At 46.6% G+C, this 21,903-nt stretch carries 12 protein-coding genes; 6 read left to right on the top strand and 6 right to left on the bottom strand.

The features are described 5' to 3' along the window. Positions 1-200: 200 nt before the first annotated feature. The 6 genes from STSP1_RS11245 to STSP1_RS11220 all read right to left on the bottom strand — a co-directional run bounded on the left by STSP1_RS11245 (position 201) and on the right by STSP1_RS11220 (position 14,624). Complete coding sequence (locus tag STSP1_RS11245) at positions 201-2,429, bottom strand: DUF1266 domain-containing protein (RefSeq protein WP_085756420.1); 2,229 nt, start codon at positions 2,427-2,429, stop codon at positions 201-203. 170 nt (positions 2,430-2,599) lie between these two features. Further along, entirely contained in the window at positions 2,600-5,083 is a 2,484-nt protein-coding gene (locus STSP1_RS11240) for a beta-L-arabinofuranosidase domain-containing protein (protein ID WP_085756419.1), read from the bottom strand. A 214-nt stretch (positions 5,084-5,297) separates the two neighbouring features. Beyond that, on the bottom strand, positions 5,298-8,681 hold the full coding sequence (locus STSP1_RS11235; RefSeq protein ID WP_085756418.1) for a LamG-like jellyroll fold domain-containing protein: 3,384 nt from the start codon (positions 8,679-8,681) through the stop codon (positions 5,298-5,300). 113 nt (positions 8,682-8,794) lie between these two features. After that, positions 8,795-10,954 carry a LamG-like jellyroll fold domain-containing protein gene (locus STSP1_RS11230; protein WP_085756417.1) on the bottom strand — a complete coding sequence of 720 codons (2,160 nt, stop codon included), beginning with the start codon at positions 10,952-10,954 and terminating at the stop codon, positions 8,795-8,797. A gap of 39 nt (positions 10,955-10,993) precedes the next feature. Beyond that, positions 10,994-13,147, bottom strand: coding sequence for a LamG-like jellyroll fold domain-containing protein (locus STSP1_RS11225; protein WP_161491720.1), 2,154 nt, complete (start codon positions 13,145-13,147; stop codon positions 10,994-10,996). 490 nt (positions 13,148-13,637) lie between these two features. Further along, positions 13,638-14,624, bottom strand: a complete 987-nt coding sequence (locus STSP1_RS11220; protein ID WP_085756415.1) for a hypothetical protein — start codon at positions 14,622-14,624, stop codon at positions 13,638-13,640. A gap of 192 nt (positions 14,625-14,816) precedes the next feature. Here STSP1_RS11220 and STSP1_RS11215 point away from each other — a divergent pair, with 192 nt between their 5' ends. The 6 genes from STSP1_RS11215 (at position 14,817) to rho (ending at position 21,889) form a co-directional block, all read left to right on the top strand. After that, complete coding sequence (locus STSP1_RS11215) at positions 14,817-15,833, top strand: VWA domain-containing protein (RefSeq protein WP_085756414.1); 1,017 nt, start codon at positions 14,817-14,819, stop codon at positions 15,831-15,833. After that, the gene (locus tag STSP1_RS11210) at positions 15,830-16,735 is read left to right on the top strand and encodes a tetratricopeptide repeat protein (protein ID WP_085756413.1); all 906 of its coding nucleotides are present in this window, start codon (positions 15,830-15,832) and stop codon (positions 16,733-16,735) included. Before STSP1_RS11215 ends, STSP1_RS11210 begins: the two co-directional genes overlap by 4 nt. A gap of 3 nt (positions 16,736-16,738) precedes the next feature. Beyond that, the gene (locus STSP1_RS11205) at positions 16,739-18,568 is read left to right on the top strand and encodes a BatD family protein (RefSeq protein WP_085756412.1); all 1,830 of its coding nucleotides are present in this window, start codon (positions 16,739-16,741) and stop codon (positions 18,566-18,568) included. Continuing rightward, positions 18,565-19,356 carry a tetratricopeptide repeat protein gene (locus tag STSP1_RS11200; protein ID WP_085756411.1) on the top strand — a complete coding sequence of 264 codons (792 nt, stop codon included), beginning with the start codon at positions 18,565-18,567 and terminating at the stop codon, positions 19,354-19,356. The genes STSP1_RS11205 and STSP1_RS11200 overlap by 4 nt, the downstream gene beginning before the upstream one ends. Next, positions 19,343-19,972 (top strand): dephospho-CoA kinase, encoded by a 630-nt coding sequence (gene coaE / locus STSP1_RS11195; protein ID WP_085756410.1) that lies wholly within the window; start codon positions 19,343-19,345, stop codon positions 19,970-19,972. The genes STSP1_RS11200 and coaE overlap by 14 nt, the downstream gene beginning before the upstream one ends. Before the next feature lie 114 nt (positions 19,973-20,086). Continuing rightward, complete coding sequence (gene rho / locus STSP1_RS11190) at positions 20,087-21,889, top strand: transcription termination factor Rho (RefSeq protein ID WP_085756409.1); 1,803 nt, start codon at positions 20,087-20,089, stop codon at positions 21,887-21,889. The last annotated feature ends 14 nt before the right edge of the window (positions 21,890-21,903 follow it).

Raw genomic sequence — 21,903 nt, 5'->3', positions numbered from 1 at the left:
TAAAAACACAAAAAACAAGCTTAAAAAACAGCCTAACAGCCTAATAAACAAGCTAACCGACAATAATGGACAGGCCTTGTCAGGTCAGTAAAAATTTTCAATTTTTTTCGAAAAATAACGCCCAACGCGAAATTTCAGCTTTGTGTTTTTGGTATTTTCATTCAAAAACCTTCGGCTTAAAACTGAAATACAGGGAGCTTTCAGCCTTCAGATTCTTCAATCTCTTCAGCCTTTTCTCTGGTCTCTTGAAGCTTTTCTTTGGTCTCTTCAAGCTTTTTCATATATTTTAAATATTTATCCAGAGGCCAGCCGTGTTCAATCTCCGGTTCATGGCTGATATTTAATAAGGAGCTGTTATTTTTAAACTTATTATTGCGTGTGATGCTGGTTGTTTTTTCACAAAACTCATCCACGCTTTTAGAAACCAAAACGGGTATGCCATAATTATCTATAAATTCATTCCCATCTATAGGGTCATATTGAGGGCAGCTTGTCAGATATAATGCTGGACCGTTTGTACGGGTAAAGATATTGCCTTTCAAACTAACCCCGACCGAAGAAGCATGCATCGCAAACTTTACGTTCTCGTCAAACAAATTATTATCCACGATAAGCTGCTTTGAAAATCTTGATTCAATGTCTAATCCCGCAAATCCATTTTTTCTGAATATATTGCTTTTTAAATTAAGACTTTCTACATCTCCTCGTATCCTGCAGCCTTGCATATGATTCAAATAAAACAAGTTTCTTTCAGTTTTTGAATTTTCCGCAAAATTAATTCTAAACCCAAAAGAGTTTCCAACAAACTGCACATCAGAAACCACAAAGTTATTGCAGCCTTGAACTATGCAGCCTGTATCATTTGATACAATAAAGGTGTCGCTAATATTCATTTTGCTGCTTTTTTGGGAACTTATCCCATATCTGTTATTTTCAATAAAACAATCAGCAACGTACAAATCTGCTGAAAAATTTGCTATACCTGCCCCTTTGCCCGCTATATATGTATCTGATACTGTAAGCTCGCTGCTTTTATTTTTGATGCCGATTTTTGAACTTCCTGACAGCAGGCAGCCTTTGATTTCAGCCTTTTTACACCGAAGATAAATGCATAATTGTTTTGTATCCACCTCGCAATTTATAATCTTAACTTTATCCCCCCTTGAATATATCCCATACAAACTTTTACCTTCAACTTTGAGGTTTTCGACTGCACAACTGCTCTTGCCTAAGCCAAGAAGGGAGGAAGTATTTTCCTTATCAAAATTGAATGCAGTCTGCTTTACAGTAAAGTTGCAAAGCTTAACATCCATCGCATCTTTGAGCTTTATTACTTGAGAATTTGTTTTAATTACCGACAAAACAACCTCATCCCGAGACTGCCCAATAAGACTGACTCCCGTTTTAAAAACAAGAGGCTCCTGAAAATAATAAGTGCCCTTTTCTGCGTATATGCAATCCCCTGCCTGCGCCCTTTCCATAGCTTTCTCTATCGTTTTGCAGTCTGAGGGTACTGAGATTACATTCTCGAACTGTTCTTTAATATCTGAAAGCTGAATGCTTTTTGAAAGCTCGAAATTCATTTCAACAGGTTCTGTTTCAATATCAGCTTGCTGCCCGGGAGCAAACATCTTTTCCTTCGAGAGCTTCAAGTTCCAGTCAAGATTAAATGCAGAACTGTCTTTGACCTTCTTAAGCCTTCTTATTTCATTATTAAAGCGGGCATTTCTCTCCAGAGAGCTGCTGAAAGACCAGAAATTTCTTCCTATAATATAGTTATCAAAAAGCTCATCCCAAGAATCAAAAGTTCTCTGAAGTATGACAGAAGCTTCATAGATATATTCCCAAGCCAGCTGTTCAGAGATATAACCAAGCTTGCTGCAGTTTCGCGATAAATATATAACTCTTGTAAAATCCCAGCCTGTAATGCTCTTGTCCTTCAGCTGAGGCCCAAACTCTTTGGCAATGTACAACGGATATGCCTCGCCCGGCTTATCAACAGAGCCGGCGAATATGTCGTCGAAATATTTTTCATTGATCTTGCCTGCATAATTACTCACCCTTTTGAAGCCGGCTCTATGTCCGGCGCTGAACAAGCTTCGCATAGTACTCAAATAATCCTCCCTGCAGGTTATCCCCCAAGACGACTCCAAAAGAGCCTTATCTTCAGCCATACTCCATTTATTATCAACGCAGGAGGTTTCGAAGGAATCAAGGAAGAAGTGATTATGATAGGCAAGGACCGCTCCGGCCATAAGCCCCCATCGCTGAACGTCATTGTACTCTTTAGGTGCCAGTTCAGCAGGCGGATTACGCTTCATAGTGTATGAGATGTTTCCGTTCTCTATTGATTTTTTCCAGTCTTCAGGGATTTCAGCCAAGCATAATGCAGATATGCAAACAGCAGCGAGGACATATAAATACTTCATTTAAAGATCTTCCAATAAATCAAATTACAAGAGTATAATACATAGAAGTTATTTATATCTATATAACGTTATTTTGCAAGAAAAAAGCCTGAACGCAATCTTACGTTCAGGCCTTTAAAGATGATTTACTGAAATTAGATATTCATCCGCAGCTCAGAATTCTGAGCACGTTATTCAACTTTCCATTCAAGTATTCCGCCGGAGAAACCCTGCTTAAGCTGCACAACTAAACGCAGAGATTTGGTTTTAACCTGTTCAAAGGAAACTGTATTCCACTTATCGAGCTTAGTTCCGAATTTCCGGCCTGTTTTTACAGGCTTCCATTGGCCGCCATCCTTGTAGAGCAGTTTCCAGGACTTCGGCACGCGGCATCGCCCCCTGCCTGTATCATCAAACCAATAGACGCTTGTCTTGGATACAGTTTTCGGCTCATCAAAATCGTACTGCACCCATTCCTGCGTGCCTCTATGGTCCCACCACGTAAAGCGCTGGATTGAATGGTCGCCGGAGTGTTCAGGGTGCACCTGATCGTACATTGCCTCCAAGGTGTCATTTTCAAACGAAGCGCTTGCGGAGTAAGGCAGGAGCTCTGGGATTTTCGGTGCCTGCCACTGGGCTGCATTTTCGCCCTGCCCTGCTGTGGGGAAAGCCGAAATGCGGAGGCGGGCTGCGCCCATCGGGATGAGCGTTATATCCTCAACCGGCTCATCAGTTTTCACAGGGCTGTCCTGCAGCTCTTGGCATAGCTTGAATCTATCCACCTGCCACTGCGGAATCTTTCTGCCTTTGGCCTTGAGCATAATCGGAGCGCCTTCGTGCGTCCAGGGCATTTGATCCGAAGGCCAAACCCTCTCAACCAGCTCGAAGGTCTCCTCAGGGCTGTCTGCCAGCTCAAGGGCATAGTTCCAGTCTGAAGCTGGGTGGATTTCGTACGCAGGCCATTTATCTGTGCCGCCGGAACGGAATTTATTCTCTTTTATCTTCAGCGAGAATGTTATCGGGCCTCGATTAACAGAAACGCTGCCGTGGTTCTTCGTCCATTTCCTAACGGTTATCTTCATCGGCAGATTTATCTGGAAGCTGTCTCCCTTTTGCCATTTTCTGCTGATTTTAACGAATCCGCCGTCATCTTGGCCTGAGAATGCATATTCCTCGCCGTTTACCATAACCTCCGGATTGCTGCACCAACCGGGGATCCTGAGATAAACGGGGAATTCAGTTGGTTTGCCGGAGGCAATCTTGAAGTACACCTTTTCATCAAATGGGTATTTCGTGGTCTGCTTGATTACAAACTCCTCGCCGGTCTTTCCAACTTTTGCAGTTACTTTGCTGTCAGTATAGAAAACAGCGGCAATGCCGTTATCCGGAGAGGCATACCAGAGGTGCTGGGCGAAATAAGGCCAGCCGTGGCCGAAATTATGCTGGCAGCAGCGGTGCCTGTGCGGATTCATATGGAACATAGGCCCGCCGTTTTGTATGCCCGGGTTATGCTCCTCATCATCGCTTATCACGTGATTTACCGCTGTGAGATAGCGGATTCCGTCCATCTCAGCAGTTAGAGCGGCAGGGAGAGAATTAAACGCCACATCCTCGCAGCGGTCTGCCCATACGGTATCGCCTGTTATTGCCATAAGCGTTTCATCCGAAAGCATCTCTTCGACCATCCCGCATGTCTCAACGCACTGCCTCGGGTCGTCATGTCCTTCGCGGCAGTTCTCATCGGAAGCAAACATACCGCCGGGCATCTGTCCGTAAATATCACGAACCTTCTGCCAGTTGTTGTATGCGCTCAACAGGTCGGATTTATCGTGAGACTGAAGCCAGTATGTAGCCCCTTCCCCGAAGGCCTGAGCTATATTCACGTTATGCCAGTTTACAACATCTTCATCCCAGCGGGCTGTTCGCCTGTGGTTTTTCTCTGCAAGGTCAAGCAGCCACTTCTCGCCGGTGCGGTTGTAGAGCCAGTAGATGCTGTAGAGCATGTCTCCGCCTCGCATCTTAGGCCAGTATCCAAGGAGATACCTATCATCAGGCACCTTTGCGAGGTATTTGAAGTAATTTCTCATCAGCTCAATCACCCGCTCATCGCCAGAAACATCGTAATAGTCCTGCAGGCAGAAGAGCATTATTGCATTCGGCCAGAGGTCGTCTCTGCCGCTGAGCCTTGTGGCAACGCCGGAGCGTTTCTTGTCCGGCCCGAACCAGCCGTCTTCCTTCTGGCTGTTCAATGCCCCTTCAATCCACACCATCGCCTCATCTATCATCTCCTTGTCGTCCAGCACGTAAGCGCAGTTGAGATAGCCCTTGAGCCAATACGGCACCTCTTCCCAGCCGCGTTTGCCCTTTCCTTCGGGGCTGAGCCAAGAATTTTGCTCTTTTTTGAGGAATCTGCTTATCTCCATAAGATGGCCGTGAAAGCCTTCGGCCTGAAGCTCGAGCTTTCTTTTGAGCCAGCCTTCCGGCTCGATTGAACCGATTGGGAGCTTGATAAGGGCAGATTCCTTCAGAGGCTCTCTGTTTGAAACGTAATTTGAATTGTTCACTGAATCATCCGGCTTTTCCACCAATTCTACCTCACCTGCCTTCAAGCTTGCTGAAATTGCAATAAAAATTGCCAGAGACAATGATAATCCCCGTAAGATCCGATGAGTCATAAAAAACCTCGCACAAAAAACATTATTAGTATTCAATAAAAGTTCTGCCCAGCAGAATCTAATACTCTAAACTTGAGCTTTCAGTTATAAATGTTTGCTGAGCTTTAAATTTACAATAATTTCCTCTGAGAAAACAAAAAATCCGCTTTCTGCTAAAATAATGTGCCGTTTGGGCTTATTTGCAACGAAAAAAACTCAAATTCTAATTGGCAGCTTACTGCGGCGAAGCAATTATATTGCTCTCAAGCCAGTGCGAGGATATCGGGATAAAATCATACATATTTACAAAGCAGTCTCTATGCTCCTCGCCTATTCCGCCTTCGCCGGCAAAATCATATTGCGGATATGTTGTGCAGCCGGGCTGATTTTCACCGGTAAGCCAGCTTTGAGCAACGGCAGACAGGTCGTAGAAATCTACAATGCAGTCTCGGTACTGCTCGCCTGCCCCGTCGGGGCCTGCGATATCGTATTGCGGGTATGAAAGGCAAATTTCCGCCTCTGGAACAAAATCGAGATAGAGATTTGCTGCATCAATCGGGGCTAAGGGATATGTCCAAACCCGAACATCATCAATCCGGCCGTTAAAGGCATCATTTGAGAAAAGCCCTGATGCACCTATCACGAATTCAGCAGGAGAGCCTTGCGGAGCGCCAAGGGAATTGATAGTTTTGGCAAGCTCGCCGTCGATATAGATACGTCCTTCGCTGCTTACAGGGTCGTAAGCCGCCGTTAGAAGATGCCAGCTCTCATCGCATACATTTTCCCCTGAGTTCATATAATACCAGCCTCCGTGAAGGATGCTCACAGCATTGCCCAAATAGTTTGCCCCAACTGAGAAACCCTTTGAGCCTGATTGCGAGATCTTCCCTGCAAGGCCGGCGGCCTCTGATGCGCCGCTCTCGCTTTTCACCCACAGACTGACAGTATATCCGCGCGTATAGAAATTGAAGAAATCCTCGCTTCCCTGAATAACGGCGGCGGAGCTGATTGTGCCATCCAAATTCAGGCACGCCCCATCTATGCCGGCAGAGGAAAACGCCGGCGAATCCGCTGCGCCGTTGTGAGAGCCGGCAGAGGGATGAGCCTGATTAACCGAATCGGATAGGTCGCTGTCAAATTTCCACCAGCCCGCAAGCCTTTCGGTTATCACTTGGGCAGGCTCGGATTCTGCAACAGCCCCGTCCTGATTATTCACAACGCAGGAATATTCTCCCTCATCTTCCGGCTGAACGTTCAATACCACGAGGCTCGGGCCGTCTTCACCGAAATGCTCGGTGTTGGTTGGGTCGTCAGGAATGGGGACGCCGTCTTTATGCCACCGATATTCGGATATATCTGAGCCGTTTATTGTAAGCTGAATGCTCTGGCCTGCGGGCACAGTTTCGCTCTCGGGCTGAGATGTAATCTCCGGCGGGCTTACTGTAATCGTATCGTCAAAATCGCACATAAGAGCCGCAGGCTCATTGAGCCCTGCAAGGAGCAAAGAGATGCGGATTCTGCGAACGCCTCCATCTGCCTCTGCCCAGCCGGCAGGCTGCCAAGAGCTTACAGGCAGGATAAATTCTCTCTGATTCCAAATTTCCGAGGTGCTGGAATAAACAGCATTGCTCGGGGCGAACCAGCCGATGTCGTCAAAGCTGAGGGGGTTAGCGGCAGAGGAATCTCCAACAATATGCGATTCCATTACCTCTTCGCCGTTTAGATAATCGAGGCGGAGCATAAGCGAGCTGCCCTGCGGGAGGGGCGAAGGCAGACCGACGCCTGAGAAATCTGCTTTTACGAAATAATTGTGCTCGGGCACTTCTCTCAGATTCACGCTCGCGCAGCCCACGCCGCTTTCGTTCTTCACGCCGAGAATCATCCTGCCCTGCTGCTGGTCGAAGTATCCCATGCCCTCCGGTTCGGGCGGGGTGAGGTATCCCCATTGGCTGGGAGTCATATCGTTTATACGAGGAACATACATATCATGGCAGGAGTAAACCCCGCGCTGAATCCTGCTGTGCCTGAGCGATAATTTGCTCTCGGGGCTGAGCTGATAGTAGTTCTGCCCTGGATTAATCTCAGGATTGCCGTTTACCGCCATAAACATAATCTCGCCGGCTTGATAAGACGCTTGCCATGTATTTTCATCAACTCTTACAACATCATTTTTCTGAACCCAGAATGAAGGGGCATACATATCAGAGCTGTTGTAATCGAGCGTCCAGAAAGCGGCCTCATCATTTAGCGAAAGCCCAGCACCCTCAACGCTTACCTCTGCATTCCCGCTTGAGTCGGTTTCATTATAGAAGAAGCCGTAGAAGCCGTCTCCGGGCTGGTAGGAGCCTATGCAGCCAAGCTGGGATGAATTCTGAGCGGCCAATCTGCCTTCAGGCATCGCGCTGTACACCTCAAGGAAACGCACACGCGGCTCCTGATTGTAATCACGAAGCATAACGTTTAATGAGGCGTAAGCAAGCTCGGGGATATCGGCGAGGTCTAAGAGCCACTTAATCTCAGCAATGGAGCTCTCCGGCGGCGTTGTTTTGTAATACTTTGCCTCATTGATGAAAACGGATGTTCTGTTGAAGCGGTCGATCTTTTCCGGATGCAGCTCTGCCATAAGATTTTTGAGCGCAAAGCGGCTGTTTGGTATATGGTGAGAGGGGATATTAGTTCCGCGGTAGGATTGAATTGTGAGATAATCAAAGGGATACTCCCGTGCGTTCTGCTCTTCCATCTCAGCCCAGAAGTGGGCGGCATTGCCGAGGCCGGAGCCGCCGATCGTGCCGTAGTCTGAAATAAGATTGAAACTGCTCCACTCAGACATCGCAGAATTCTGCTGAATGCCGGCAATCTTGTAATCGGGGTCAACATCCTTGATAAGAGGCACTAAATTGCCGTAAAAATCATTGATAAACATCTCGAGGTTGTTCATCTTATCTTCAGCGGTAAGATTGTTATCCCAAGGGGTAGGGTCGCCGAGGCAATGCTCCACCTCCTGCCAGAAAGACCAGATAGTGGGCACAAAATCGGGTTCATTATCGTGCATTTTTTCAATAAGCTCGCCCATTTTTTGAGCAAAAAGCGGGCGGTCGGCCTGTGCGCAAGGCGGGTTGTAGTCGCCGGGTTTTGGATCGCCTGCGGGAATTCCTCGGAATGGATCAAGGGTGAAATAATCGTCTGCGGGGTTGTCGTTTGCAAGATATGGAACGCCGTCCCAGCGGATGTAGTTCAGCAGGCCTGCGGAGAGGCATTCCGAACGCCTCTCAATCCAGTTCAAATCGCAGTTCGCCTGCACCTCGCCCTGCTGGTCGATATAGAAAAGCCCGTTGGGATTGCTGGAATTGAGAGGGTCATTGCCGATCATTGTATCAGAGCCGTCTTTATAATTCCTGCGTGATTCCCTGATATTCGAATCAATCATCAGGCATTTCATCTCATCCATTCGGGCTATCATCTCGTTATGGTCGCGGCGTTCAGTGTTATCGAAGAAAACGCCGTCGCTGAATTTGTTTACAGCAGGCGGATAATGAGCCTGAGATGCATCAAAAACAACCTCGCCCTGCCCCGCTGCAAATGAGCAGAAAAGAATAATAAATAGAAATATAATTGCCATATTTTGCCCTTAAAACAGAGGTTAGTTAGTGTTATGTGCCGATACAGGAAAAGACCCGCTGATTTTACGCCAACGGGTCTCATTTGTTTATAGATTGATTTTACTCTATGTTTTTAGAAATCGCAAGCTGATGAAGGGAGCAGGTTACATTCTCCCCAGTCAGCGGCGAACATAGCAAAATCAGCAAGGGTTACTTCGCAATCGCCGTTGATATCGAACTGCAAATCAGGTGAATACGGGTCTGCACAGACAGTTTCACCTGTGATATCGTAGTATTCGGCAGCAATTTCTTCGCCGGTAAGGGCATAGTTGTACATCTTAATCTCATCGAATACACCTACAGTTGGCCTGTCGAGCGTACCATCTGCGAGCATTCCCTCGCACATCAGATATACAGGGTTCTCAGCCTTTGAAACCTGATAAGTCTCGTCAACGGCAACAAGCGCCCCGTTTATGTACATCTTGCCGACTTCTCCTGCTTCATTAACAAGAGCAACGTGTGCCCATTCGCCTGGAGTGAGGTTGTCTGCTTCAATATTACCCCAAGGGTTGTAGCCCGGTGCGTTTGCGTGAAGCTGCCCGTTGGCAGAAAGCTCGAAGAACCAGTTATTGCCGTTATCGCCATTACTTGAAACAAGGCCTGACCAGAATCCGCCCGGAGACTCATCGCCGCTCCATTTCACCCACAGAGAAATAGTCATTTCGTTGGTGTAAGCAGCTGGTGCGAAAGCCTCAGTTGCTGCTGCAGCGTACGGCTCTGGTACGGTATCAAGCGCTTGGCCTGTCTTGGCAGGGTCAACACCGTCAACCCACTGCTCGGGCTGAGGAACTACGTTCGGGTCTGCATCATGGCCTTCGCCTGAGGCGTCTGTATAATCGCCGTCCAGCGGCCAGTAGCCAATCGTGCGTTTAACGCCGAGCTTGGCAGAAGCAGTATCCACGCTGCCATCCGCATTTGTAACTCTGCATACATACTCGCCCTGATCAGCTATTTCAATATTGGCCACTTCAAGCGTTGAAACATAACTGTCGCCATGCTGGGAGCCGGAAAAGGTGATATCAGGGTCGGATTCGTCAAGGATGATTTCCGGATCGCCCGCCTTAACCCAGAATACATTAGCAGGGCTTTTGCTTGTAAACTCGCAGGTCATACTGAGAGTTTCTCCGGCAAAGCCGGCAGCATCAGCAGGGGCTGAATCGATAACCGGAATTGCGGGCAGCGCCTCGAAACTCCAGACAGGGCCGGGAATATTGGCAGAATCGCCTTTAGATGCTCCGCTGATCTGCTCTTCCACCTGCCAGTAAATAACATCACCGAGCTGGAAGGTGTAAGGCACTGTAACCGGATCGCTGCCTGCGGGCACGAAAGTTTCATAATCAACAGTACTTGCCTGATTTGGATCCGGCGAATAGCTGCTGTAAACAGTAACGAAATGGCCTGTAATATTCGGATTCACAGAACCCGGATTTGCAGGGTCTTCTGCGGCATCAAACTGGAGCTGAGTAACAGCATCAGGATCCACATCTATCTCGCCGTTTGCAGGGCTCGGGTCGTTAGGAAGCACATCAAAGTTTACATCGTAAAATATCTGCGCCCTAATATTGCCTATCTCAGGATCGGTAAATGTACGGATAGAATCAACGTGGTAGATATTCGGGGCTTCGGTATTGCCTGTCATTGCGCCGAGATTGCCAGGGCCTCCAGCAATACCGCCCTCGTGGGTACCGAGGAAGGTAACAGTCTGGCTGCCGCTGAGATCTATCTCGCCATCGAAACCTGTTACTGAATAGCTCACGGCCTGACCGTCCACTGCGCCATAGCCTTGGCCTGCGGGGGCGTCGTAAGAAAAATACACGGTCTGCTCGGTATCAGCAACGGCAGCTCCGATAGGAAGGCTAATGCTGTTATCGCTTAGGTCTGTATCGTACATACCTGATGGATATGCACCAGCGCTGCTGTCATCTTTGGCATAGAAGACATACATCCCGTTGGTGATGTAAATCCCGGAACCGTTACCTGTCCCGCCGTTCTCAAGCACTACAACAGAGCCGCTGTAGGAATTTGAGATATCATCAGCACTGGGCGTGCAGACAACAGCGAATGTTGTTTTGTAGGTTGTATTCACGACAATAGCGTTTGCGTTGTCGGTAGGTGTAGTATAGTCGAATTCAGCAGTCGAATCATCAAGGCCCGGGACAATATCTCCCGCCGCCGCAAATCCTGCAATAAAGCAGGTGAAAAGAACTGTAAGTAGTTTTATTTTTGCATTCATTTTATTATCTCCTAATAGGTCTTAAAAATCTCTCAACAATTACAACGAACCGTCCGACGGATAAAGCTTGGAATTCAGCCAGCCGCCAGCAGCAGTCTGAAGATCGCTCAGGCTAACCTGACAGTCTCCGTCGAAATCGTACTGGAGATTTTCTGCATTGAAATCTGAGCATACAGATTCGCCTGTAACATCATAGTAAAGCTGAGCTACCTCATCATCACTGAGTATGTAGTTGTACACCCTTGCATCGTCGATGTAGCCATAAGCCGGCTTGTTAGTACTGCTTCCCTCGCAACCAACATAAATGTTCGTTTCGTTAGTTGCTATTGAAAAGCCAGAATCTTCAAGCACAAGCTGCCCGTTCATATACAGCTTTCCGCTTACAGTATTTGCAGTTGCAGTTACCAGAACCCATTCATCCTGAATAAGATTTTCAATTGAACCGGGGAGGAAGTTGTCAAACAATGGATCCATAACTCCGTTAGGGCTGTTTATATGCAACCTTCCGCCTCCCCTGTTTGCCTGAATAGCAAAATTAAAGCCGCCGGCTCCATCATTTCCAAACCAGTGAGACCAGAATCCGCCTGCGGGGTTAGGCCCGCTCCACTGGATCCAGGCTGATAATGTCATCATACCTGTTCCTTCGCCCGGATACAGCAAATCTGCTGTGTTTCCGCCTGAGCTTGTAGGGGTCGCGTTTTCATCAGCAAAATCTTTCAGGTTAAGGGCCTGCCCTATAACACCTTCTGTCCACTGGCCGGTGAGCTCAGTATCGTAAGGGGTTATATCATAACCGCTGGCAGAATCTGTATAATCGCCATCAAACTGATAATGGGCTACGAGCCTTTTGAGCTTGAGCGAAGCGCTGTCTGATGTATTTGTACCGTTTATGTTTTCTGCCTGACAATAATACTGGCCTTCGTCTGCCATTTCGAGGTTTGTGATTGTGAGCGTTGAAGTATAGTCTTCACCGTCCTGAACGGTTGTGATTGTGATGTCCGGATCGGAATCATCAACTACAACGTCAGGTTCGCCAACCTTATACCAGTTCAGGGTTGAAATCGGCTCGCCGGAATTGATCCCGCATACAAACTCTGCATCCTCATCTTCAAACACGAGCTGATCTTCGGGCTGGTCTAAAAACGAGGGAATCGTTTTAAGAGCCTTGAAAGACCAAACTGGGCCTTTGATGTTTTCTTCGCTGCCCTTGGCCGCCCCGTTAATCTGCTCTTCAATCTGCCAGAACACCTCATCGCCTCTCTGGAATGAATACGGGAAGCTGATGGGATCTGCGCCGGCTGCGATTGTGTCTTCAGAGATAATCTGATCCATATTCGGCTCGCCGTCTGCGCCTTCATAGAAGGTAACAAAATGTGCAGTTACATCAGGATTCTGAGCGCCCGGGTTTGCGAGGTCTTCTGCTGTGTAGAAAGAAAGGCTTGTTGTTGAGCTTGGGTCAACATTTACCGCACCTGAGGCAGGATTCGGGTCGTGCGGGATGTAGGAATCATCGAATACATCATTAAATATCTGCCCGCGGATATCAGCCCCTTCAACACCCTGCATACTGAAGATATGGTCGGCATTGAGAAGATCCATTTGGCCGTTGTCTCCTCCTGTTAATCCGCCCATATGTCCGGAATTTAAGCCGCCAGCACCGAGGAATGCAACGGAATTGTTGCCTGTCAGATTGGTCTGGCCGGGGTGGTTGATGAATTTCTTAACTGCATAATCACCGTTGATGCTGTATGCAACTTTCCCTGTTGAAAGGTCGAGAGAGAGGAACACCTCCACCTGCTCCTCGGCTTGAAGCTCGCCGAGAATAACAGATGCGGCACTGTCTCCCAAATCAAGGTCTTCAAGCCCTGTCTGGGGAGTGCCTCCTGCGCCTGTCTTTAGTGCGTAAACGAGGGTTCCGTTGCAGATGTAGAACCCGCTTCCGAACGTTGTACCGCCTACTTCAAGAACAACTACTGGGTTAGCAGGGTCGCTAACATCAATAGCTGCTGGTGTGAAGCGTGCTGCAAAGGTAATCTGACTGCCCGGGTCGATATTTACGGGGTCGCTTGTCTGACCATCTCTGGCAGCAGTGTAGTCGCAAAGAGCGTCGGCATCATCAAAGCCCGGGACAATATCCCCAGCCCAGACGCCCGCCGCAGCGAGAACTGAACACAAAAAGATTAACGATTTCATTTTTTTCAGCATTTTCATTGCCTCCGAAATAAGATTAAAACATTACTTCTAAGCGTCGAACGACGACGCCTTCAACGAAACAAAGACTGCCGCAGGTCTGCGGCTGCGAACCGAAAGATTTGCGGCAACTTTTTATCAACCAATTTTGAGAACTAATCAAAATATTTTTCCCGTTAACTGCTCAGCCAACTCGGCTTAACCTATTAACAAACTTAATTTTTTTGGAAGCCTGTTTCCGCCGGCCTCTTAATAGCTTCTATCCGAAGGTGCTTAATTTTTACGAAAAAAAAATAAAAAAAAATCGAACAAACAATTGCCTATAAAAAATACCTTAACTCATTGTATGGACAGGCATAAAAAACCTAAGCAATCGGTGAGCTGGTAAGAAAGTCATCTTTTAAGGATTTAGGGTAATAAAAAAAGCCGTCGGCTTTTTGCCGGCGGCTATTGCTGGATATACAGCTATGAAAAAAGGCTTTATTTGAAATTTTTAGTTTCTCTTGTGATGTTTACCCCTCTGTCTTTTCTTCTTTTCATCAGAATCATCCCATTTTTTGTCGTCGCAATCATCTTTATCACGATAACGCTTGGCCTTCATCTTGTGGTCATCAGCTTTATCGCAATCTTTTTTCATCTCGCCCTTGCGGGCTTTGCGTGCTTGGTGGTCGCTGCCGTAATTTTTCTTTTGCTTCCAGCCTTGATTATGAGCCTCTCTGCGATTTTCCATAATCATCTCTTTTGTGATCATCCTTCCGCAGTGGGGACATTTGAATTTTACAGGCCTATCCATCATTCTGCCCTTCATCATAGCACGGGCACGGTCTTTTCCGGCATAAGGCATCGGGGTTTGCATACGTCTTTCATCGCCGCCCTGCCTTGGAGCGAAATTCTTTTGTTTCCTGAAGCCTCTTTCGCCGCGGAATTGCTGCCCCTGCATTGGCTCATATCTGCGGGGCCGGAAACCCTGCTTTCCTTCAAATCTTCCCTGCTGCTTTTTGCTTCTCTTTCCCCATCTTTCATCCTGAGGGCATTTGCCTTCTTCCTTTAAGCACTTCTCATCAGAGCTGTCCGCGTGCCAAGCCTTGCTCATCAGTTTTTTACGAAGTTTTTTGCGGAATTCCGGGTTCTGAACTGCCCTTCTCTTTACAGCTTCAAAGAAACGCTGCTTATTGAATCGTTCAGCAGGCTGTGGGCCTTGGAAATATTGTCTGGGCTGGCGATATTGATAAGCCCTTGGAGACGGCATTCTCTGCTGCTGATAACGACGGTACTGAGGCGCCTGCCTGCGCCAGTTCTGCTGGGCTTGAGGCTGAAAACGGTGCATTTTTCTTTGCTGCTGCATCCTCTGCTGGATATATGGCCCGGCTTGGCCTCTCTCGGGCTCCCAGTGCTTCTTCTTGCCCCAATCCTGTTGCGGATTGGCAAATAAAGCCGCTGAAAACAGCAAAATAAAGATTGTTAAAAGTTTTGCTTTCATGGTAAATCTCCTTTCAAAAATATTAAATTGTAGAACTGGCATAACAGACGAACCTATCAAGGGGTTTATTTCAAAAAATATTTTTAATTGCCTGCGGGTTGTCAGAAACATCTAAAATTATATACTTTCTGCGGCTGCAGCGATAAATTGCTGTAGCTGAATAGAGAATCTAATAATTGTTTAGGTCTTGCGATGGTTAATGAGGACTATCTTCTTCTTTTATTTATTATACCGCTGCTTGTGATACCGCTGATTATTTTCAGTGCATCACGAAAAGCAGCCCTGCTCAGACGCGCAGCAGACAAAAATCTTACTAAATACCTCAATAAAGATGCAGCACCGTCAAAACGGTTTACGAAATGGCTGCTGGTGATATTTGCCCTTGCGCTGATAATAACCGCACTTGCCCGGCCGCGCTGGAATGCGAGCGTTAAACCGGTTCAAAATCGCGGGAGGGATGTAGTTGTTCTGCTGGATATATCCAGATCAATGCTTGCTGAAGACCTCAAGCCAAACAGACTGGAACGTGCAAAACTGGCGGTAAAAGACCTAATCGAAAAGATTAAAGGAGACAGAATCGGGCTTGTGGCATTTGCAGGGGATGCGGAAGTTAAATGCCCGTTAACTCAGGATTACGGATTTCTCAGGCTCGTTCTCGATGAGATTACCACGAAAACCTCAAAAAGGGGAGGCACAAATTTAGGGGATGCGATAAGAATGGCCTCGGAGGAAGTGTTCGACCAGAGCGGAAAGGATTTCAAGGACATAATACTAATAACCGACGGAGGAGACTTGGAATCAAGTATGCCTGTTAAGGCAGCTGCTGCTGCCGGAGAACAGGGAATAAGGATTATCGCAGCAGGCCTTGGAGACAAGCAGCAGGGTGCGAGGATACCTATTTATGATGAGGATACTGGCGAAAAGAAATTTTTAGAATACAATGGAAATCAGGTTTGGTCTAAACTTCACGACGAAACGCTCAGGAAAACGGCGATGGCAAGCTCAAAAGGTAAATATATACCCGTTGAAACTGGAACATTCAATTTGGGCGAAATTTATGAGGGAATAATCGCCTCAAGCAGGAAAAGAAATCTTGAGGAAAGCGAACGTATTGAATACGAGGAAAAGTTTCAGATATTCCTGCTTGGCGCATTTGCGTTTCTGGGCATTGAAGCTGTAATATCGGATAAACGCAGGAAGAAGCTATGACCGTTTATATAAAAACAATAATCTCTGCTTTATTACTGACTGCCTCCATCTCGGCCGGCGGTGAAAGAGGGGAAATCAGCAAGGCAAATGAGCTTTATAAAAGCGGAAAAATCAGCGAGGCAGAGAAAATTTATTCTCAGGTTCTGGAGAATAACCCCGAATCTGAATACGCCAAATATAATCTTGCAGCCGCAAAACTCAAGAGCGGCAGCACTGAAGAGGGGTTTAATCTGCTAAGGGAAATTCTCAGCGAATCAAAAAACAGAGAACTGATAGAAAAGGCAAACACCCAGCTTGGCTTTCAGCAGCTCAAAGAGGGGGTTAAGGGGGTTAGCCCCGATTCAAATCTCAATCAGCAGCAGGTTGAAGAAAAGCTTGAGATGCTGAAAAGGAGCAAAAGCAGACTGAAAAAATTAAGCGGGAAGCAGAAAAACAAGGGCCTTGAGATAGCTAAAAGATACCAGAAGATATTGGAAGATATCAAGAAACAACAGCAAAAAAAGCAGCAGAAGAAGAAACAAAATTCCGACAAGAACGAAGATAAGGAAAAAGAATCCGAAAAAAACAAAGAACAGCAGCAGGACAAACAGAGCGAAAAACAGAACAAACAATCTGAAAATAATGATTCGCAAGATCAGCAGCAAACCAAGAAGCAGGATTCTCAAGATAAGCAGAAATCCGAGCAGCAAAAGCAGCAGAACTCAGCTGAGCAGAAGAATAAAGAAAACCAGCAGAACAGTGATGAGCAAAAGCAGGCTGAGAAAATGAATAAGCAAAAAAAGAAACTGGCAAAAGAAAAGGCGGAGAAAATCGCCAGAGAGATTCTTCAAAGAGAGAAGAAATTGAAAAAAGAGAGAATTAAAGCCCGAAGAGAACGAATACAAGTTGAAAAGGATTGGTAGCAAATGTTTGGCCGTCCAGAAATTTGGTCTTTAAAAATTCTTATATGCACTTTTTTTGTTTGCCTTGGGGCATTTTGTTCCCCTGTCGCCGGTGAGGTGGAGGTAAACGCAGAGATAAGCAGTGAAAGCGTGTACACCGGTCAGGATTTTATCTATCAGATAACTGTAGAGGGAGCAGCAGGCGGAGAAGTTATAGACAGCTCCAGTCTGCAGGAATTCTCGCCGGAGGGGCCTTCAATGTCTGATGAATCGAGAAGGTCTATTACGATTATAAACGGGAAGAGACGTGAGAGGGTGAGCAAAAAATTCACCATCTCCTATCGGCTTACTGCCCAGAAGGCAGGCAGACATACTGTTTCGCCGGTAAAAATTGAGGTTGAAGGGAAGAAATACGAAACCCAAAGCCTTAGCTTCACCGCCAAGGAGCCCCAAAAAGACGAAAGGATGGATATTGAGGCGGTTGTTTCCAAAGAGGAATGCTTTGTAGGGGAGCCTGTGGAGCTTACTTGCAGCTGGTATATAAAGAAGCAGCTCCTGCAGAGAAATTTAGTGAGAGACCTGAATTTCTCCGTGCCGGCATTCGACCATCCTCTCGTTACTGTAGAGCAGAGCAACATAGACAAGAACGCAAAGGAAGAAATGGAAATAAACGGCCTTACTACCGGCATACTCCAAACTTCAGCAGAGCATAACGGTCTTTCAAGCGTTAAGGTTACTTTTTCGAAAATCCTAATCCCAAATTCTGCAGGGAAAATCAATCTGGGCAAGCCTGGAATCACCTGCAAAATAGCGGTATCGGTGAACAGGAACGGAGGTTCATTCTTCGGACGCAGATACAACTATGGCGTATTTGCGGCTGAGGCAGAGAATATTTCCATTAATGTAAAGCCGCTCCCAGAAAAGGGCAGACCTGCTAATTTCAGCGGTCTGGTAGGAGAATACAAGATCACAACACAGGCCAGTCCAGTGGAGATGAAAGAAGGCGACCCCATTACCCTGAAAATAAAGGTGCAGGGCAAATATCTGAAACCCGTTGAATGGCCTGAACTTTCAAAGATTCCCGAATTCAGCGATAATTTCATTATCCCTTCAGAAAAATCCAGCCCGAAAATTTCTGCTGATTCCAAAACCTTCACCCAGACAATCAGAACCAAAACAGATAAGGTAAGCGAGATTCCGCCGGTTGAGATTAGTTTTTTCAATACAGAAACAGGCGAGTATAAAACTACAAAAAGCAAGCCAATCCCTATAGACGTTAAGCCGACTAAAAACATAACCCTGAAGGATATTGAAGGTATGGAAGATGAGCCGGTGGGCAGTGAAGTTAAGAGCGTAAAGGGGGGAATCAGCGAAAACTTTCCCGCTGATGAAATTGTATATAACGAAAAATTCAATCTCACAAGAGAACTTCTCAGCCCAGCATCTTTGGTCATATGGGGATTTCCAGCTGTGCTTCTCACAGGTTCAGCAGCTTTCCGTATTTTCTTCGGTCAGAGCGAGGAAAAGAAAAAACAAAGGCTCAAACGAAATGCCCTGAAGATTGCCTCAAGACGAATTAAAAAGGCTCAGTCTTTGCCGGATGAAGAGGCAAGGCAGGAGCTTTCAAGCGGAATATGCGAATATTTTTCTCTCAAATTTGATGTGCCGGCAGGCTCTATAACGCCTGAAGACTGCAAAGAAAAGGCTGAAATTTCCGCAGGCGAGGAAGACAGTCAGAGGCTCAGCGAAATCCTCAACAATGCTCAGGCCTGCCTTTACAGCCCTTCAGGCGGGGCTTTTGACAAAAACTGGTGCAGAGATGCTCTGAGAATACTGAGGAGGTTAGAAAAGTGAAAGCGTTGAAATTTTTAATTGCAGCGATTTTTCTTTCTCTTTTAGTCCCTGCTTTTGGCAATGAGATTTCAGCTTCGACGGAAAAGCTTGCAGAAAAAGCGGAAACCGCATTCGAACAGGCCAATTCAGCGGAGAATTCTCAAAAGCTTTATTTGAAAGCAGCTAAACTATACGAAAAAGCGGCAGAAGCGGGAGCGAAAAATCACAAGCTGTATTTGAACATTGGCAACTGCTACTTCCTTGCAGGAGACATCGGAAGAGCGATCCTAAACTACCGCAAGGCAGAAAGGCTTAATCCCCGCAGCCGGGCGGTGCAGAAAAATCTTTCAGCTGCTAGAAATCTCAGGCTTGACAAGATAGACCCAAATCCAGAAAATATTATCGCTTCCAATATATTTTTCTGGCATAAAGACTTCTCATTAAAGACACGTTTTTATGCGGCTCTCTTACTTGTTTCTGTGCTTATCATTCTAATTTCGATCAGGCTGAGCTGTCCTGCATTTCCAGGATTTTGGCCTTCATTATGTGTATTGATTTTTCTGCTGGTCTGCTTTGGGGTATCAGCAGGATTAGGCATATCACAGCAGGATAACAGCGAAGGCGTGATCACAGCAGATAAGACTGTAGCACGAAAGGGTAATGGAGAGGTTTACAAAAAGGCGTTTGAGACCCCTCTTCACAGCGGGACAGAATTTGATGTGCTTGAGGTTAGGGAAGACTGGATTAAAGCCGGCTTCCCGGACGACAGCATTGCCTGGGTGAAAAGGAAAGACTGTGAGCTCTTCTAAAAAATCACAAACACCAGTAATCGGGCTTCTTGGAGGAATAGGGGCAGGCAAGAGCTTTGCTGCCCAAATCTTCAGCAGGCTTGGCTGCGTGGTGATAAATGCTGATGAGATAGTTGCTAAGCTGTACAGAGATTCAGAAAGACTGAAACTGGAAATAGAGAAAAACTTCGGCAGTGAAGCAGCGGCCGGTGGCACGATTAACAGAAAATATCTCGCTGAGCAGGTTTTTGCAGATGACGAAAAGCTGGAAAAACTTAATTCAATAACACATAAGGCAGTTTTGGAAGAGATTGAAACTCAGAAAGAAAAACTGAAGGATTCTGCCTCATGCAGAGCGATAATTTATGATATCCCGCTTCTTCTGGAGAAGGGGCTTGAAAAGGACTGTGATTACCTCATTTATATAGAGGCTAATAAGGCTGTGAGGCGGAAAAGGGTAAAACATCGCAGCGGGCTCAGCGAAAAAGAACTCGAAATGAGAGAAAAAAATCAAATTTTACTGGACAAAAAGAAAAATATTGCTAATTATAAGATTGTGAACAATTCATTAGGGGAAGAGAAGTTGGTCCCTCAAATTGAACAAATCCTCACAGAAATAATGAGCGGGAAAAAGTAATGAGCTTTTAATCGCCGACTGAAATTTAGCTTATAAGTCAATTTTAAGTTTTAGGAACAAAAAATAACATACCATTCATATTCAAAGGTTATGTCTATCGCCTAAGGAGCAAGTATGACAGACGAAAATTTTAACGATTCGCAAATGGAACAGAACAACCCGGAAACTCCCTCTGAACAAACAGAAGGGACAACCAAAAAAACCACCAAGAAACGTACAACCAAGAAAACTACTAAAAAGGCTACGAAAAAAGCCACTAAAGCCGCATCAAAGAAAAAGGCTGCGAAAAAGAAAACTGCTGAAAAACAGCCTGAGGAAAAAGATGTGAGCCCGGAGAATAATGAGCAGGCTGAGGATTACTCCGCGCCGGAAACCTTCTCCTCTGATCAGGTTGACCTTGAAGAAACGCTTACACCCGCAAAGCCGGAAAGCGAAAAGACAGAAGAAAAGGGCAGCGAAGAGAGCTCAGATGAGCAGCAGAAGACAGAACGCACCCGCATTGCCAGAAGCAGCAGGAGCTCAGAGGACGGCAAGGCGCAGCGTGGTTACAGCCGGGGATACACACCGAAGAGCCGGAACGGGCGGTCTAACGGCTCACGCAACGGCAAGCGCAAAGAATCCGCCCACGACAAATATGAACGGATCAAGAAGGGTAAGCTCTTCTTAACCGAACTGCAGAACCTTACAGTAAAAGAGCTTCAGGAACTTGCCCGCGAAGAGGGGCTTGAGGATTATATTGGCCTTCCAAAGCAGAATCTGGTTTTCAAGATTCTGCGTCAGCGTATTTCTGAAAGCGGGCTCTACTACGGCGAAGGCGTTCTTGAAATCCTCCCGGACAACTTCGGCTTTTTGAGAAATCCTAAATACAACTACCTTTCCAGCCCGGATGACATCTACGTATCTCCATCTCAGATAAGGCGTTTCGGGCTTCGCAGCGGGAACATTGTGCAGGGGCAGATAAGGCCGCCGAAAGACAATGAAAAATACTTTGCCCTGCTCAAGGTTGAGGCAATTAACTTCTACGACCCAGACCAGCTCAAAGACAGGGTGGTTTTCAGGGATCTTACGCCTCTTCACCCTGAAGAGCGTTTCATTCTCGAAACAGACCCTCAAGAGCTCAGCACTCGTATAATTGACCTTGTTACGCCTATAGGCAAGGGGCAGAGAGGCTTGCTTGTGGCTCCGCCTCGTACTGGTAAAACCGTGCTTATGCAGAAGATGTGTAATGCAGTGAGTACGAACTACCCTAATGTACGGATAATAGTGCTTCTGATTGACGAGCGGCCTGAAGAGGTAACAGACTTCAAACGCAAAGTTAAGGATGATGTGGAAGTTATCAGCTCAACGTTTGACGAGCCGCCTTCAAGGCATTGTCAGGTAGCTGAGATGGTAATAGAGAAGGCCAAGAGGCGTGTTGAGTTCGGTGAGGATGTAGTAATCCTTCTCGACTCAATCACAAGGCTGGCAAGGGCTTACAATACGGAAATGCCTCACAGCGGCAAGATCCTCACAGGCGGCGTTGATGCCAACGCCATGCAGATGCCGAAGCGATTCTTCGGAGCAGCGAGGAACGTTGAGGAAGGCGGGTCTCTATCGATATTTGCCACTGCGCTTGTGGATACAGGCTCGAAGATGGATGAAGTAATCTTTGAGGAATTCAAGGCTACAGGCAATATGGAAATCCATCTAAACCGCAGGCTTATTGAGAAGAGGATATTCCCCGCTATCGACATTGGACGAAGCGGAACAAGGCGGGAAGAACTGCTTATAGGCAGCGACGAGCTTGAGCTTGTTTACCGTCTGCGCAAGGTTCTCAGCGAGATGACGCCCGTAGAGGCGGTAGAACTGCTGAAGACGCGCCTTGCAAAAACCAACAGCAACGCAGAATTCCTCATGAGTATGTCTCGAGGCCTTTAGTCTGAGATAATCAA

Source organism: Sedimentisphaera salicampi, from assembly GCF_002117005.1.
Taxonomy (GTDB): domain Bacteria; phylum Planctomycetota; class Phycisphaerae; order Sedimentisphaerales; family Sedimentisphaeraceae; genus Sedimentisphaera; species Sedimentisphaera salicampi.
Note: the sequence above shows the minus strand (reverse complement) of the source record. Positions and strands in the feature narration are given on the sequence as shown.

Excerpts from the sequence above, each read along its gene's own strand:
- STSP1_RS11210 (WP_085756413.1), top strand. The coding sequence starts at position 15,830 with ATGACCGTTTATATAAAAACAATAATCTCTGCTTTATTACTGACTGCC.
- STSP1_RS11215 (WP_085756414.1), top strand. The coding sequence starts at position 14,817 with ATGGTTAATGAGGACTATCTTCTTCTTTTATTTATTATACCGCTGCTT.
- STSP1_RS11205 (WP_085756412.1), top strand. The coding sequence starts at position 16,739 with ATGTTTGGCCGTCCAGAAATTTGGTCTTTAAAAATTCTTATATGCACT.
- STSP1_RS11235 (WP_085756418.1), bottom strand. The coding sequence starts at position 8,681 with ATGGCAATTATATTTCTATTTATTATTCTTTTCTGCTCATTTGCAGCG.
- STSP1_RS11225 (WP_161491720.1), bottom strand. The coding sequence starts at position 13,147 with ATGAAATCGTTAATCTTTTTGTGTTCAGTTCTCGCTGCGGCGGGCGTC.
- STSP1_RS11230 (WP_085756417.1), bottom strand. The coding sequence starts at position 10,954 with ATGAATGCAAAAATAAAACTACTTACAGTTCTTTTCACCTGCTTTATT.
- STSP1_RS11220 (WP_085756415.1), bottom strand. The coding sequence starts at position 14,624 with ATGAAAGCAAAACTTTTAACAATCTTTATTTTGCTGTTTTCAGCGGCT.
- STSP1_RS11245 (WP_085756420.1), bottom strand. The coding sequence starts at position 2,429 with ATGAAGTATTTATATGTCCTCGCTGCTGTTTGCATATCTGCATTATGC.
- rho (WP_085756409.1), top strand. The coding sequence starts at position 20,087 with ATGACAGACGAAAATTTTAACGATTCGCAAATGGAACAGAACAACCCG.
- STSP1_RS11240 (WP_085756419.1), bottom strand. The coding sequence starts at position 5,083 with ATGACTCATCGGATCTTACGGGGATTATCATTGTCTCTGGCAATTTTT.